This is a genomic window from Micromonospora sp. NPDC006431 (genome assembly GCF_042870725.1).
Lineage (GTDB): Bacteria > Actinomycetota > Actinomycetes > Mycobacteriales > Micromonosporaceae > Micromonospora.
Window position 1 is genome coordinate 244,881 of the sequence record NZ_JBIAHQ010000009.1, and the last position, 14,304, is coordinate 259,184.

The window sequence follows — 14,304 nt, forward strand, 5'->3', positions numbered from 1 at the left end:
CGCACCCACCGCCCACCGGCCGGGCCGCGTCAGGAGGATTAACCAGTGGCAGTCGTCGCCAGAATGCTGGTCCGCCGAATACTCATCCTGATCCCGCTGTTGCTGGGCGTCATCCTCTTCGTATTCATCATCATGCGGTTCTCCAACAACAAGCCGGAGTACGCCTACTTCCAGGGCGCCAACCCGACGACGGAACAGATCCACCAGTTCCAGGTGCAGAACGGCCTGCTCGATCCGCTGCCGGTGCGCTATGTGCGCTTCGTCGGCGACCTGCTCCACGGCGACATGGGCACCAGCGTCCTCACCAAGGCGCCGGTGCTCGACTCCGTCGTCACCGCGCTGCCGCTCACGCTGCAGCTGACCTTCCTCGGGCTGGCCGTCGCCGTGGTCCTGGCCGTGATCTTCGGCGTCACCGCGGCGATCTTCCGGGACCGCTGGCCCGACCAGCTCATCCGGCTGGTGTCGCTGATCGGCGTCGCCGCGCCGGCGTTCTGGCTGGCCCTGCTGATGATCCAGTGGCTGGCCGTGGACCGCGGCTGGTTCCCGACCAGCGGCTACATCAATCCCGGCGACTCGTTCAGCGGCTGGTTGCGGTCGATGACGCTGCCCGCGCTCTCCCTGTCGCTGCCCGTCGCCGCCCAGTTGACCCGGATCATCCGGACGTCGATGGTCGAGGAGCTGGACAGGGACTACGTCCGCACCGCGATCGGCAGCGGCCTGCCGCCGATCGTCGTGATCGGACGCAACGTCCTGCGCAACGCGCTGATCAATCCGCTGACGGTGCTGGGCCTGCGCATCGGCTACCTGCTCGGCGGCGCGGTGGTCATCGAGACCATCTACGCGCTGCCCGGCATGGGGCAGCTCATGATCAACGGGGTGCGCGACGGGGACCCGGCAGTGGTGCAAGGCGTGGTGCTCACCATTGCCACCGGCTTCGTCGTGGTGAACCTCGTCGTCGACGTCCTCTACCTGCTGGTCAACCCGAGAATCAGGAGCGCCGCGTGATGCGCAGCGGACTTGCGAGGAGGCTCTCCCGGCCCGGAATCCGTTTCCGACGGCTCGGCCTGCCCTCGTGGATCTCCATCGCCGTTCTCGCCGTGATCGCCCTCGCCGCGGTCCTCGCCTCCGTGCTCGCCCCGCACTCGCCGTACGTGCAGCAGGCGGCCGGTGGCGGGCCCAGCGCGGCGCACTGGATGGGCCTCGACAGCGCGAACCGCGACATCTTCACCCGGCTGCTCTACGGCGCTCGGTGGTCATTGATCATCGGGCTCGGGGCGACCGCCATCGCGCTGGTCTTCGGCGCGGTGATCGGCGCGATCGCGGCCACGTCGCGCAAGGCGGTCGACGAAGCGATCATGCGCAGCCTCGACGTCGTCATGGCGTTTCCGGGCATCGCGCTCGCCGCCGTGCTGGTCGCCGTCTTCGGTGGCAGCATCCTGGTGCTGGTGCTGGCCATCGCATTCCTCTACATGCCATCCATCGCCCGCGTGGTACGCGCGAACGTCCTCGCCCAGTACGGCGAGGACTACGTCGCGGCCGAACGCATCATCGGCGCCCGCACCCCACACATCCTGCTCAAGCACGTGGCGATCAACTGCGCCGCGCCCATCCTCGTCTTCTGCACGGTGATGGTGGCCGACGCGATCGTCTTCGAGGCGTCGCTGTCGTTCATCGGCGCCGGCGTACGCCCACCGGACCCTTCGTGGGGCAGCGTCATCGCCGACGGTCGCAACATGGTCCTGCTCGGCGGCTGGTGGGCCACGGTTTTCCCCGGCCTGCTGATCCTGATCACGGTCCTCGCGCTCAACATCCTCGCCGAGGGCGTCTCCGACGCCTGGGCCGCACCCACCGCCCGGCGCGCCGACCCGGTCAAGAAAGCGTCGGAGGTCGACGCGCTCGAGCAGGCGACCCCCGGATCCGGTGAGATCACCGAGCTGCCGGGGCTGGCGAAGGCCGCGCAGCGGCTGGCCGAACGGGCTCGCCCGCTGCCGCAGGGCGAGCCGATCCTGCAGGTCAAGGAACTCGCCATCGGCTTCGAGGGCCGGCACGACGGCGTGGACGTCGTCGACGGCATCTCCTTCGACGTGCGCCCCGGCGAGGTGCTCGGCCTCGTCGGCGAGTCCGGCTGCGGCAAGTCGTTGACCGCGCTGGCCATCATGGGCCTGCAACCAGACGGCGCCCGCATCGGCGGCCGGATCCTCTTCGACGGCAGGAACCTGCTGGCGCTTCCCCGGACGGCCCGCCGCCGGCTGCTCGGCCACGACATGGCGATGATCTACCAGGACGCACTGTCATCGCTGAACCCCGCGATGACCGTCAGGGCGCAGCTGAAGCAGGTGGTCCGCCGGGGCGGCCGGCGCAGCCCGGCGGAACTGCTGGAGCTCGTGGGCCTCGATCCGGCGCGTACCCTCTCGGCCTACCCCCACGAACTGTCCGGCGGCCAACGGCAGCGGGTCCTGATCGCGATGGCCCTCTCCCGCGAGCCCAAGCTGATCATCGCGGACGAACCCACCACGGCGCTGGACGTGACCGTGCAGGCGCAGGTGATCCAGCTGCTGCTGCGACTGCGTGCCGAGCTGGGTTTCGCCCTGATCCTGGTCTCGCACGATCTCGCCCTGGTCGCCGACGTCACCGACCGCGTCGTCGTCATGTACGGCGGCCAGATCGTGGAGACCGGGGTGACGGCGGCCCTGGTCGGCGCGCCCGCCCACCATTACGCTCGCGGGCTGCTCGGCTCGGTGCTGTCGCTGGAGTCCGGCGCCGCGCGGCTGACCCAGATCCGCGGCGTCGTGCCAGCCCCTGCCGACTTCCCCAGCGGCTGCCGCTTCGCCGACCGCTGCCCGATGGCCACCGAGATCTGCCGTACGCAGACGCCGCGGCTGGCGGGGCAGCGCCACCACGAGGTGGCCTGCCACCACCCGGCGATCGACGTCACGGCGTCCGCCCTCGCCACCGGCGCGAGCGCCGCACCGGCCAGCCCTGCGGAGGCACGATGACTGCGACAAGCACCGAGGCTCTCGTCGAACTCGCCGATGTGCACGTGGTGTACACGGCGCGTTCCGGCGGGCTCTTCCGCCGCGATCGCGTCCACGCACTTACCGGCGCGGATTTCACTATCGAGGCCGGCGAGACGGTGGGTGTCGTGGGGGAATCCGGCTGCGGCAAGTCGACGCTCGCCAAGATCCTGGTCGGGCTGAAGAAGCCCACCACGGGCACGGTGCGATTTCGCGGCCAGGATCTCTGGTCCATGTCCCCTGGCAGGCGTCGGGCGGTGATCGGGTCGAGCACCGGCATGGTGTTCCAGGACCCCTCGACGGCGCTCAACCGGCGGCTGCCCATCCGGCAGGTGCTGCGCGACCCGCTGGACGTGCACCGGGTCGGCAGCTCCCGGCAGCGCGAGGAGCGGGTACGCGAGCTGCTCGACCTGGTGGGCCTGCCGTCGAGCGTCGCCGACCTGCTGCCGAGCCAGCTGTCCGGCGGCCAGCGCCAGCGGGTCGCGGTCGCCCGCGCGTTGGCGCTACGGCCGCAGCTGCTGATCGCCGACGAACCGACCAGCGCGCTCGACGTCTCGGTACGCGCGCAGATCCTGAACCTGCTGCTCGACCTGAAGGAGCAGCTCAACCTGGCGATGGTCTTCGTCTCCCACGACATTCAGACGGTGCGGCGCATGAGCGACCGGGTCGTGACGATGTATCTCGGCCGGATCGTCGAGCAAACCCCGGCCGGGGCGGTGCCCGGCGGCGCCCGCCACCCCTACACCCGCGCGCTCTTCTCGGCCACGCCCGGGCTGCTCTTCCCGATCGACCCGATCCCGCTGGCCGGGCCGGTTCCCTCCGCTACCCGGCCGCCCAGCGGATGCCCCTTCCGTACGCGCTGCTGGAAGGCCGACGACCGGTGTGCCATGGAGATGCCGGGAGTGCAGATCGCCACCGTCGTCCGGCCCGGTGATCACCTGTTCCGCTGCCACCATCCGATCCGCGACGGCTCGACCGACCTCGAACTGATCAGCCAAGCCCAGGAGCCTTCATGTCACTGACCGGCGTCATCCCCCCGGTATCCACCCCGCTGACCCCGGATTTCGAGGTCGACACCGGATCGCTGACCCGGTTGGTGGACCATCTGCTGGACGGTGGGGTGGACGGGCTGTTCGTCCTCGGCTCCACCTCCGAGGTGGCCTTCCTCCCGGACGGTCACCGCAAGATCGTGCTGGACACGGTCCGGGGCCACGTCGCCGGCCAGGTTCCCGTGCTCGCCGGCGTGATCGACATGACCGCCCTGCGCGTACTGGACCACGCGCGGGTGGCCGCCGAGGCGGGCGTGGACGGGCTCGTGGCCACCGCACCCTTCTACACCCGCACCCACCCCGCGGAGATCGAGCTGCACTTCCGCACCATCGCGGCGCGGGCGGGGTTGCCGTTGTACGCCTACGACCTGCCGGTTTCGGTGCACAGCAAGCTCGGCGTCGACCTGCTGCTCGACCTCGCCCGCGATGGTGTGCTGGCCGGAGTCAAGGACTCCAGTGGCGACGAAGGCGGCCTGCGTGGGGTGATCCTCGGGCGACGGGACCGTCGGGACATCGACTCGTTCAGCGTGCTGACCGGCTCCGAACTCACCGTCGACTCCGCGCTCTGGATGGGCGCGGACGGTGTGGTGCCGGGCCTGGGAAACGTCGACCCGCACGGCTATGCGCGGCTGTTCCGGGCCGCGTCGGACGGCGACTGGGAGGCCGCGCGAGCCGAACAGGAGCGACTGCTGCACCTCTTCGAACTCGTCACTGTCGGCGGACCCCGAATGGGTACGGGTTCGTCCGCGCTGGGAGCGTTCAAGGCCGCACTGTACCTGCGCGGGATCATCGACTACCCGACGACGGCGGTGCCGCAGATCCCGCTGAACGAGGACGAGATCGCCCGGGTCGGGAAGTATCTGAGCGCGGCTGGCCTGCTGTGAGACACGGGGACGGCGGCCGCGGACAACGGGATACGCCACCACGGGCCAGCCACGAGACGGTGCACAGGGCGCCGGCACCGAGATCGGCGGACCTACGCGGTACGTGGGGGACGCTGCTCCTGCCGTTGCATGCCGACGACACGATCAACTGGGACCTGGCGGCGCACGCGCTCGATGTCCTCGTCGCCGCCGGGCTCGATGGCATCTACGCGCACGGCACCGCGGGCGAGTTCCACACGCTCAGTGAGGACGAGTACGACCGGATCAACGAGCTCGTCGCCGACAAGTGTGCGCGCGACCGGATTCCGTTTCAGATCGGTGCCAGCCACATGAGCGCGCAAACCTGCCTGGGCCGGGTCCATCGGGCACGGGCGGTCGCGCCGAGCGCCCTGCAGGTGACGCTGCCGGACTGGCTGCCACTGTCGCGTACCGAGGTGATCCGCTTTCTGGTCAGGATCGCCTCGGCCGCCGACCCGGTCCCGCTCGTCCTGTACAACCCGGCGCACGCGAAGACCCACGTCGCCGCCGATAGCTACGCCGCGATTCGCCGGGAGGTGCCGAGCCTCATCGGTATCAAGGTCGCCGGCGGCGACGCCGCGTGGTACGCAGCGATGCGGGAGTACGCGGGCGACCTGGCCATCTTCGTCCCGGGGCATGCCCTGGCGACCGGCCTTAGGCATGGCGCCGCCGGCTCCTACTCGAACGTGGCCGCCCTCAATCCCACCGGCGCCGTCGGATGGCAGCGGATGATGATCGAGGACCCCGGGGGTGCGCTCGATGTGGAGCGCCGGATCCAGAGGTTCCTGGCCGACCACGTCGACCCGCTCGCCCGGCAGGGCTTCGGGAACCCGGCGCTGGACAAGTTTCTCGCTCATCTCGGCAACTGGGCCGAGATCGGCACCCGGGTTCGTTGGCCTTACGCCTCCATCGACGAATCGGCTGCCGAGCGGCTACGTCCGATCGTGCGCGGCTGCCTGCCGGAGCTCTTCCCGGGTGAGTGAATTCGGCCGACGACATCGCCGGTCAGCACATTCCGCAACCACCGGATCTGCTTCGCACGCTGCACGCCTGCGCCGCCTTCGTGCCCGTTGTACGGCCACACCGCGATCTCCTTGCCGCCCGACGCGTAGTGGTTGTAGGCCGCAAAGACAGTCGAGGGCGGACACACGCTGTCCATGAGGGCGACCGAGAAGAGAGCCGGCGCGCTCGCGCGGGCGGCGAAGTTCATGCCATCGAAGTAGCTCAGCGTCGCGAAGACCTGGTCGACGTCACCGTGATAGGTCTTCAGGTACGACACCAACTCGCCGTACGGGAGGGCATCGGTGATCTCGGCGGCGCGCCGGTAGTGGGACAGGAATGGCACGTCGGGCATGGCGGCGGCGAGCCCGTCGACCAGGCCGGCGACGGCGACGGTGATCCCTCCGCCCTGGCTGCCGCCGGTGACCACCACCCGGTCCGGGTCGACCCTGGGGTGCGCGCGCGCCGCGTCGACCGCGCGGACGCCGTCGGCGAGGACCCGGCGGTAGTAGTAGTGGTGCGGGTTGCCGATGCCGCGGGTCAGGAAGCCGGGCGCCTGGGGCAGGCCGACCGGGTCGGGGTCCGGCGTGTCGCCCACGAGCTTGCCGTTGCTGCCCTGCCCCCGGGTGTCCATGACGAGGTGGGCGTAGCCGGCGGCACTCCAGGTGAGCCAGTCGTGCGGCAGGCCGCGCCCGCCGCCGTACCCGAGGTACTCGACCACGCAGGGCAGTCGGCCACTCGCGTGCCGGGGCAGCAGGAACCAGCCGCGCACCGGCTGGCCGGCGAATCCGGGGAATGTGACGTCGTACACCTCGACGGTGGACAGGCCAGCGTCGTAGGGGACGAAGCGGGCGGGCCAGTGCTCGGCTCGCGACTCCGTGAGAGTGATGGCCCAGAAGTCGTCGAAGTCGGTGGGCTCGTCGCGGGTGGGCAGGTAGTCGCGGAGACGGTCCAGTGGCCAGTCGACGAGCATGACGTTCTTCCCTTCGAGGTGCGGGCGTTACCGGCCAATCACCGTGCCGTTCAGGGGTGCCCCTCGGTCACGGCCGTTGCCGGGCTTCGTCGGAGATGGCACCCACCGGAGGCCCGGTAGGCGCCATCTCCTGACGAAGGCTGTCGGTCAGCCGACGGTGTCCAGCGGCAGCCTGAGCCCGAGTCGGCCGCCGATCGGGAGGTTCTGCTCCTGGATCAGGGCCAGTTCGGTGGCGGACAGGGCGCGGCGGTAGACGCGTACCTCGTCCAGCGTGCCGCGGAAGCGGTCCACGCCGTCCAGGCGCTGTCCGATGTGAAGCCCTTGGATGCCGAACTCCTGACCGAGGGTCACCGAGCCGGCCGGCGCCGCCGCCGACGAGACCTGGACGCCGTCCACCAGCAGCCTGAGCTGCCCGTCCGCCCGCTGGAGCACGACAAAGTGCCACTGCCCGTCGTTGTACGCGCTCGGCGACTGCACCGTGACGTTGTACCGGCCGACCGAGAGGATCGCGCGGATGCGACTGCTCGCCGGCTCGGCCCGCAGCCATACTGCAGGCGGATTGGTGCCCGAGTTCACCCGGTAGAACCACAGGATCGAGTGCGCGCCGGTCTTCTCCGAGTACCGGATCCACGTGCTCAGCGTGAAGTCGTCCGCGCCGAGGTCGATCGACCGGTCGAACGGCACCTCCACCCGATCGTCCACTCGGTCGAGTGCCAGCCCGTTGCCGAACCGGCCGTCGGTGACCTGGGCGCCACCGCGGACGTAGGCGTCGTTGCGGTGGGGCGACTCGTCAGGCGTCCGCGGTCCGGGTGCCGGCGGTGCGGGAATGCCGGGCGGAGCGCCGTTCGGGGTATCGAGGTACGCCTCGTTGAATCGGGCGAACCGGATCGTCTCGTACGGGCTGACTGCGCCGGCCTCGTACATCAGTGCCGCCTCGTCACCGTCGAGGCGCAGCATGTCCGAGTAGGCCGTGGGACCCCAGTAGAAGACCTTGCCCTCGTTCCAGGTCTCGAAGCTGCGCCCCTCGTCGTAGGACGAGCGGATGCCCAGCGCCTCACGGGCGCTGGGGTGCAGCGGGGAGGAGAAGAGAATGCGGTCATCGCTGAATCGCAGCAGGGAGCCCTGGACGTCGGTCGTGGCGAGCGCCGGCATGGTGCGGAAGGGCGCATCCCACGTCTCGCCGCCGTCGCTGCTGATCGCGTACGCCCGGTTGCCCGGGTCGGTGCCGCGCTCGCGGGCCGACGCGTAGATCCGTCCGTCGGTGAGCTCTACGACGGTGACCTCCTGCGCGATGACCCCACCGTCGTCGCGGAACGTCTCCGCACCGATGTTCCAGGTCACCCCGCTGTCGTCGCTGTAGAGCAGATGCGTGCCGTAGGCATGCTTGCCGACCCGGTCCCAGCTTTCGAAGCTCGCCCCGACCACCAGCCGGCCCGCGTGTGCTCCCCGCTGAAGCTGGATCCCGTGCATCGGGCCGGTGGCGTACCAGAAGTTCCACTCCGGGCGCTTGCCCTCGGTCATCTCGCGGGCGGCCGACCAGGTTGCCCCGTTGTCGTCGCTGAACTGCACCCACGGGTCGCGGTCACAGCCATTGGGGCACGGCTCGGGACCGTTGTGCGTGCTCACCACCACGACGCGCCCGGTGGTCTGGTCGACGATCGGCACGGGGTTGCCGTGGGTCTCGCCGTTGCCCTCGGAGACCACTTGCAGTGGTCCCCAGGTCCGGCCGCCGTCGGCGGAGCGGCGCAGCACGAGGTCGATGTCCTCGTCGTCGCCGCAGTCCTTCACCCGCCCCTCGGCGAAGGCCAGAATCATCCCGTTCTTCGCTCGCACCACTGCCGGAATGCGGAAACAGGCGTATCCGAAGTCTCCGCGCTGGTAGAGCACCTGCTCGTCGACGTACGGCTCACTGGTCTGGCTCTCGCCGGCCGCCGTGCTCGTGCCCGTGGCAGCGGGCTCCGCGCTCGCGGGGCCGGCGAGCATGCTGAGGACGACGCCGGCCAGGGTCAGTACCGCCCCGAAGCCACGGTAGCGGCGGCGTGAGCTGGTCAGACCCTCCGGCGAATACCCATCGTTCATCTCCTCGCACCCTCCATCAGAGTCGTGCGCCCCGTTGTCGACGCGGGATGGCTCCAGGCGACCGGATGCATCAGCCGAGTCGGACACGTAGGACGTGGGATGTCGTGTTGCCGAAACGATACGCGTATCGATGGGGCGCGGACAAGCGCCCTTGACGTAGCCGGCAGGTCGCCATACTGTCCCGGTCACGACGGACATCCCATGTCTTGGTCGTGCTCACGGTACGAGCGGCCGACCGAACTTACCGAGAGGAAGTGTGTGGCATGACCATGCCGAAGATCGTGTTCGGCGGGGACTACAACCCCGAGCAGTGGTCCGAGGACGTCTGGGTCGAGGACATGAAGCTCATGGTCGATGCCGGGGTGTCGCTCGTATCTGTCGGCATCTTCTCCTGGGCAAGCGTGCAGCCACGTCCCGGCACGTACGAGTTCGGCTGGTTCGACCGGGTGATGGACAACCTCGCCAAGGCCGGTATCGGAGCCAGCCTCGCCACCATGACCGCTTCCCCACCACCCTGGCTGTCCCGGCACCACCCGGAGGTGCTACCGGAACGCGTCGACGGGGTGCGGCTGTGGCCCGGCGGGCGGCAGCAGTACTGCCCGTCCAGCCCGGTGTACCGCGAGTACGCCGGGCGGTTGGTCGAGCATCTCGCCCGCCGCTACGCCGGGCACCCGGCGCTGAAGCTGTGGCACATCGGCAACGAATACGGCTGCCACGTGCGGGCCTGCTACTGCGACGTATCGGCCGAAGACTTCCGGCGCTGGCTGCGCGAGCGGTACGGCGACATCGGCGCGCTCAACGAGGCGTGGTCGACGACGTTCTGGTCGCAGCGCTACGACGACTGGGCGGACATCCTGCCGCCGCGCAGCGCGCCGACTTTCGCCAACCCGGCCCAGAAGCTGGACTTCGCCCGGTTCAGCAACGACGCGATTCTCGCCTGCTATCTCGCCGAGCGTGACATCGTGCGCCGGTTCGCCCCGGACGTACCGGTGACGACGAACTTCATCGGCCTGGTCCACAAGCCGATCGACTCCTACCGGTGGGCCGCCGAGCAGGATGTGGTCAGCCTCGACAGTTATCCCGACCCGTACGATCCGCGGGCTCACGTGGAGGCCGCGTTCGGCTATGACCTGATCCGCTCGGCGCGTCGCGGTCAGCCCTGGCTGCTGATGGAGCAGGCGCCCAGCGCGGTCAACTGGCGCGAGCGCAACGCGCCGAAGCCGCCGGGGCTCATGCGGCTGTGGAGTTGGCAAGCGGTGGCGCAGGGCGCGGACGGCGTGCTCTTCTTCCAGTGGCGCCAGGCCGTCGGCGGCGCCGAGAAGTTCCACTCGGCGATGGTGCCGCACGGTGGTACCGAGACCCGCACCCATCGCGAGATCCGGGCGCTCGGGCAGGAGATCGCGGGGGTCGCCGAGCTGGCCGGCACGCGGGTGCACGCCGACGTCGCGCTGCTGCACGACTGGGCCAACTGGTGGGCGCTGGAGTCGGACGCCCACCCGGCCGTGCTCGATCTGCTGGAAACCCACCGAGCGCACTACGCGCCGCTGTTCGACGCCCACGTCACCTGCGATGTCGTATCGCCGACCACGGACCTGTCCGGCTACCGGCTCGTCGTCGTGCCGAACCTGTACCTCATGTCCACCGAGGTGGCCGCCCGCCTACGTCGCTACGTCGAGGGCGGCGGGCACCTGGTGGTGTCGTTCTTCTCCGGCATCGTGGACGAGTCCGACCGCGCTTACCTGGGCGGATACCCGGCCCCGTTGCGAGACCTGCTGGGGCTGCGCATCGACGAGTTCTGGCCGCTGCCGGCGGGCGGCACGATCGAACTGGACATCGCGGGAGAGCGGCGCACCGGCACCGTGTGGTCGGAATGGATCGAGACCGAGGGAGCGGACGTGCTGGCCACCTTCGCCGACGGCGAGCTGGCCGGCCGGCCGGCGGTCACCCGCCACTCGTACGGCGCCGGTGTGGCCTGGTACCTGGCCACCCGGCCCGAGCCGACGGCGATGGCCGAGCTGTTCGACCGCATCCGTGGCGGAGCGGGCGTGGAGCCGGTGCTGCCCGACCTGCCCGCAGGGCTGCAGGCGGTGCTCCGGCACGGCCCGGACACCTCGTACCTCCTGCTGCTCAACCACGGCGCCGAAGCGGCCACGGTCGCGTTGCCCGCGCCGGCGATCGATCTGCTCGGCGACCGGGAGCGTACGGTCGGCGCCGTGTCGCTCGCTCCCGGCGGCGTCGCGGTGCTACGGAGGTGACGGGGACAGTTCCCGGCCGTTTCGCGGGGCGGGTCGCCGCCGTCACCGGCGCCGCCCGTGGGATCGGCGCCGCGAGCGCGCGCCGGCTGGCGGCCGAGGGAGCGTCCGTACTGCTGCTCGACGTCGTCGACGAGCACGGCGCCCGCGTCGCCGCGCAGATCCGCGACGCGGGCGGCACCGCCCGCTACGTCCACTGCGACGTGGCCAGCGAGTCGGACTGGCGGGCCGCCCGAGAGGTGGTCCGTACCAAGTTCGGCGGGCTGGACATCCTGCACAGCAACGCCTTCGTGCAGCACGCGGGCGCGGCGCACGAGCTCGACCCGGCGGCCTGGGACCGTGTGCTCGCGGTCAACCTCACCGCGCTCCATCTCGGCGTCCGGGCCTTCGTCGCCGACCTGCGCGACCGTCGTGGTTGCATCGTCGTGACGTCGAGCGTGCACGCCCTGTTCGGGCTTCCGGGCAGCCCCGCATACGCCGCCAGCAAGGGCGGGCTGGCGGCACTGACCCGGCAGCTCGCCGCAGAGTATGGACCTCAGGTGCGGGTGAACGCCGTGCTGCCCGGGCCGGTGGACACCGACGCCTGGCGCGAGCTGGATGCGGAGGCCCGGAAGCGAGCTGCGGCGGCGACGATCCTTGGCCGTCTCGGCGACCCGGCGGAGGTGGCCGCCGTGGTGGCCTTCCTGGCCAGCGCCGACGCGTCGTACGTGACGGGGGCGAGTCTTCTGGTGGACGGCGGCTGGAGCGTCACGAAGGATTCGCCCTGACGCGGGCGCACCGGTGCCGCCGCCCACGGCGGCGGCACCGGTGCCGGGATCACCGGCTCCCGCGACCCCGTGATGGAGGTTCGCGACCGGCCGTCACGGTCGAAGCTGAGCGATCGAGACCCGCCGGAAGGTGATCGTCTCGTTCGCCCCGAAGTTGCCCGTCTCGTAGAGCACGCCAACCGTGTCGGGGGCGAGCTGGACCAGGTCTGAGTAGGCGGCGGGGAGACCGGACAGCGCCAGGGCCGGCCGCCAGGTCGCGCCGTGGTCGGTACTCATCCGCAGGGTCAGCGCCGCGCGGCTGTTCGGGTCCGCGGGGCCGGAGAAAAGCAATTGGTTACTTGCCCCGGTCAGCTGCAGGACGCTGCCCTGCACGACCGGCGCCACGAGCGTGGCCTGCGGGCGGTGCGGCAGTTCCAGGCTCTCGCCGCCGTCGCGGCTGTAGGCGTCGGCGCGGTTGCCCGGCGCGCTGCCGTTGTGCTCGCGCGTGTTGACGTAGAGACGACCGTCGGGCAGCTCGGCCACCGTGGACTCGTTCACGTTGATGTACCCGTTCGGATTGTCGTCGACCGAACCGATCCGCCAGCTCTCACCTGCGTCGTCGCTGTAGAGCAGATGCCCGCCGTAGTACTTCGCCTCCGTACCGAGGTCGGCGGAGCCGGCCGGCGGTGCGATCGAATGGTTGGCCGGGACCACGAGCCGGTTCCGGTGCGTGCCGCCGGTCAGCCGGATCGCGTGGCCCGGGCCCGTGGCGTACCAGCGCCAGTTCTCTGCCTTGGCCTGCGCGGTGATCTCGCGCGGCGCGGACCAGCTCGCCCCGTCGTCGTCGCTGTGCTGGACGAAGAGCCGGCGGCTCTGCTCGGCCGGCACCTCGCCGCGCATGATCGCCGCCTCGGACGCGGTCCCGCCGTTGTACGTCGACAGCAGCACGACCCGACCGGTCGCGGTCACCACCGGGGCGGGGTTGCCCGCGGTGTTGGGGCCGCTGTCGTGTACCACCTGCAGGGGTCCCCAGGTGCATCCGCCGTCGGTCGATCGCTTAAGCACGAGATCGATGTTGCCGGCGTCGCTGAGTGAGGCGAGCCGCCCTTCGGCGAAGGCCAGCAGCGTGCCGGACCGGGTGGCAACGATCGCGGGGATGCGGAACGCGTTGTAGCCCTCGGTTCCGGCGGTGAAGGGCACCGATGCTTCGCAGCGTGAGCCCTGATCGGTCGCTGCCCGCGCCGCCAGGGCTGATGGAACGCTGGCGCCGGCCAGGCTTGCGACCAAGGCGGCGCAACCGACGACGATCGCCGTCCGGGACGCGGGGGTCTTGAGGGTGGTACTGGACACGATGCCACCTACTTTCGGGGGATGAGACGTGCGGACGGTGAGGGCTCCGCCCCGGAGCGGGCAACCGGGCCGCCTACAACCGGACATAGGACGTCCTACGTGACGCTATGCTCGGCCCGGCGGCTAAGGCCAGGTGCCACGCGACGAGCGGTCGATCTGCTGCGGCGAACGGTCGACAGCAACGGATGGCATCCCATCTCCGCCAGCGCCTGATTCGGCCGCCCGCCACCGTGGCGAGAGCGGGAAGGCGACGGGTGCTGTTGCGTGGTGGCCTGCTTTCATCTTCACGACGCGTCGAGTCCTTAAAGGACTATCTGCTGGCAGTGTGGGGCACACACGGGGCACAAGACACCGTGAAATGTCGTGAACTAACGATCAACGATGGCAGCCCGAAGCGCCGTGTGAGCAGGCGTCGGGTGGGCGCTTCCGCTGGTGACGAGGCAGCGACTAAAAGTTCCGCTTCAACTCACCGACTTCGTGGCCGGTCAGTTCCAGCTCGGGTGGCAGCGGCACCGGGGCCACGGGCGGCGGGCTGGCTGGCCGCACCCGACAGCAGGCGCACAGACGACCGAGCAGACTATGGCATGCCGCCGGATTCACTCGTCACGCCAGCGTCGAGAGCCTGACCCTCGTCACCACCGCCGCCCTTACCGCGAAGACTGCCACGGCGATGCCGGCGGCTCTCGCGGGCGCTCTGGCGGATCGCCTTGCGCGCAGTGGCCAGCTTCATTTGCCTGCTGTCCGCCAGGGACGACGCCCTGCGCCGACGCCGCAGGACCACGACGACGACCAACACAAGGACGACCAGCAGGGGCAAAGCGAGCCACGCGAGGCGAATCCCGGCCACACCCGGAGGGTAGCGGCATCAGTCAATGAAGGGACTCGCACCAACTGCCAGCGTGCCCGACCCGTGCCCGATCTAGCGGTCAACACGGGTCAG

General features: G+C 70.3%; 11 protein-coding genes. 7 read left to right on the forward strand and 4 right to left on the reverse strand.

From position 1 onward, the window contains the following. Positions 1–45: 45 nt before the first annotated feature. The 5 genes from ACFYM6_RS18190 (at position 46) to ACFYM6_RS18210 (ending at position 5,948) form a co-directional block, all read left to right on the forward strand. A complete protein-coding gene (locus tag ACFYM6_RS18190) occupies positions 46–1,005 on the forward strand; it encodes an ABC transporter permease (RefSeq protein ID WP_387276798.1) in 960 nt (319 codons plus the stop codon). After that, a complete protein-coding gene (locus ACFYM6_RS18195) occupies positions 1,005–2,996 on the forward strand; it encodes a dipeptide/oligopeptide/nickel ABC transporter permease/ATP-binding protein (RefSeq protein ID WP_387276800.1) in 1,992 nt (663 codons plus the stop codon). Before ACFYM6_RS18190 ends, ACFYM6_RS18195 begins: the two co-directional genes overlap by 1 nt. Then, the gene (locus ACFYM6_RS18200; RefSeq protein WP_387276802.1) at positions 2,993–4,036 is read left to right on the forward strand and encodes an oligopeptide/dipeptide ABC transporter ATP-binding protein; all 1,044 of its coding nucleotides are present in this window, start codon (positions 2,993–2,995) and stop codon (positions 4,034–4,036) included. Before ACFYM6_RS18195 ends, ACFYM6_RS18200 begins: the two co-directional genes overlap by 4 nt. Beyond that, entirely contained in the window at positions 4,027–4,947 is a 921-nt protein-coding gene (locus ACFYM6_RS18205; protein WP_387276804.1) for a dihydrodipicolinate synthase family protein, read from the forward strand. The genes ACFYM6_RS18200 and ACFYM6_RS18205 overlap by 10 nt, the downstream gene beginning before the upstream one ends. 125 nt (positions 4,948–5,072) lie before the next feature. Further along, the gene (locus ACFYM6_RS18210) at positions 5,073–5,948 is read left to right on the forward strand and encodes a dihydrodipicolinate synthase family protein (protein ID WP_387276806.1); all 876 of its coding nucleotides are present in this window, start codon (positions 5,073–5,075) and stop codon (positions 5,946–5,948) included. Here the strand turns inward: ACFYM6_RS18210 and ACFYM6_RS18215 are convergent. Together ACFYM6_RS18215 and ACFYM6_RS18220 are read right to left on the reverse strand one after the other, a co-directional pair. Beyond that, positions 5,864–6,937, reverse strand: a complete 1,074-nt coding sequence (locus ACFYM6_RS18215) for an acetylxylan esterase (protein WP_387276808.1) — start codon at positions 6,935–6,937, stop codon at positions 5,864–5,866. The two genes, ACFYM6_RS18210 and ACFYM6_RS18215, sit on opposite strands and share 85 nt — an antisense overlap. 147 nt (positions 6,938–7,084) lie before the next feature. Continuing rightward, on the reverse strand, positions 7,085–9,016 hold the full coding sequence (locus tag ACFYM6_RS18220) for an exo-alpha-sialidase (protein WP_387276810.1): 1,932 nt from the start codon (positions 9,014–9,016) through the stop codon (positions 7,085–7,087). Between the two features lie 263 nt (positions 9,017–9,279). Here ACFYM6_RS18220 and ACFYM6_RS18225 point away from each other — a divergent pair, with 263 nt between their 5' ends. Together ACFYM6_RS18225 and ACFYM6_RS18230 are read left to right on the forward strand one after the other, a co-directional pair. Further along, on the forward strand, positions 9,280–11,271 hold the full coding sequence (locus ACFYM6_RS18225; RefSeq protein WP_387276812.1) for a beta-galactosidase: 1,992 nt from the start codon (positions 9,280–9,282) through the stop codon (positions 11,269–11,271). After that, positions 11,268–12,035, forward strand: a complete 768-nt coding sequence (locus ACFYM6_RS18230; RefSeq protein WP_387276814.1) for an SDR family NAD(P)-dependent oxidoreductase — start codon at positions 11,268–11,270, stop codon at positions 12,033–12,035. The genes ACFYM6_RS18225 and ACFYM6_RS18230 overlap by 4 nt, the downstream gene beginning before the upstream one ends. Positions 12,036–12,128: 93 nt before the next feature. Here ACFYM6_RS18230 and ACFYM6_RS18235 read toward each other — a convergent pair whose 3' ends face one another. Both ACFYM6_RS18235 and ACFYM6_RS18240 read right to left on the reverse strand, forming a co-directional pair. Further along, entirely contained in the window at positions 12,129–13,364 is a 1,236-nt protein-coding gene (locus tag ACFYM6_RS18235; protein WP_387276815.1) for an exo-alpha-sialidase, read from the reverse strand. Between the two features lie 577 nt (positions 13,365–13,941). Next, positions 13,942–14,211, reverse strand: a complete 270-nt coding sequence (locus ACFYM6_RS18240) for a hypothetical protein (RefSeq protein WP_387276817.1) — start codon at positions 14,209–14,211, stop codon at positions 13,942–13,944. Positions 14,212–14,304 lie beyond the last annotated feature (93 nt).

Bases quoted from the DNA above. Each gene is read 5' to 3' on its own strand.
- ACFYM6_RS18195 (WP_387276800.1), top strand. From the start codon at position 1,005: ATGCGCAGCGGACTTGCGAGGAGGCTCTCCCGGCCCGGAATCCGTTTC.
- ACFYM6_RS18200 (WP_387276802.1), top strand. From the start codon at position 2,993: ATGACTGCGACAAGCACCGAGGCTCTCGTCGAACTCGCCGATGTGCAC.
- ACFYM6_RS18205 (WP_387276804.1), top strand. From the start codon at position 4,027: ATGTCACTGACCGGCGTCATCCCCCCGGTATCCACCCCGCTGACCCCG.
- ACFYM6_RS18215 (WP_387276808.1), bottom strand. From the start codon at position 6,937: ATGCTCGTCGACTGGCCACTGGACCGTCTCCGCGACTACCTGCCCACC.
- ACFYM6_RS18220 (WP_387276810.1), bottom strand. From the start codon at position 9,016: ATGAACGATGGGTATTCGCCGGAGGGTCTGACCAGCTCACGCCGCCGC.
- ACFYM6_RS18225 (WP_387276812.1), top strand. From the start codon at position 9,280: ATGACCATGCCGAAGATCGTGTTCGGCGGGGACTACAACCCCGAGCAG.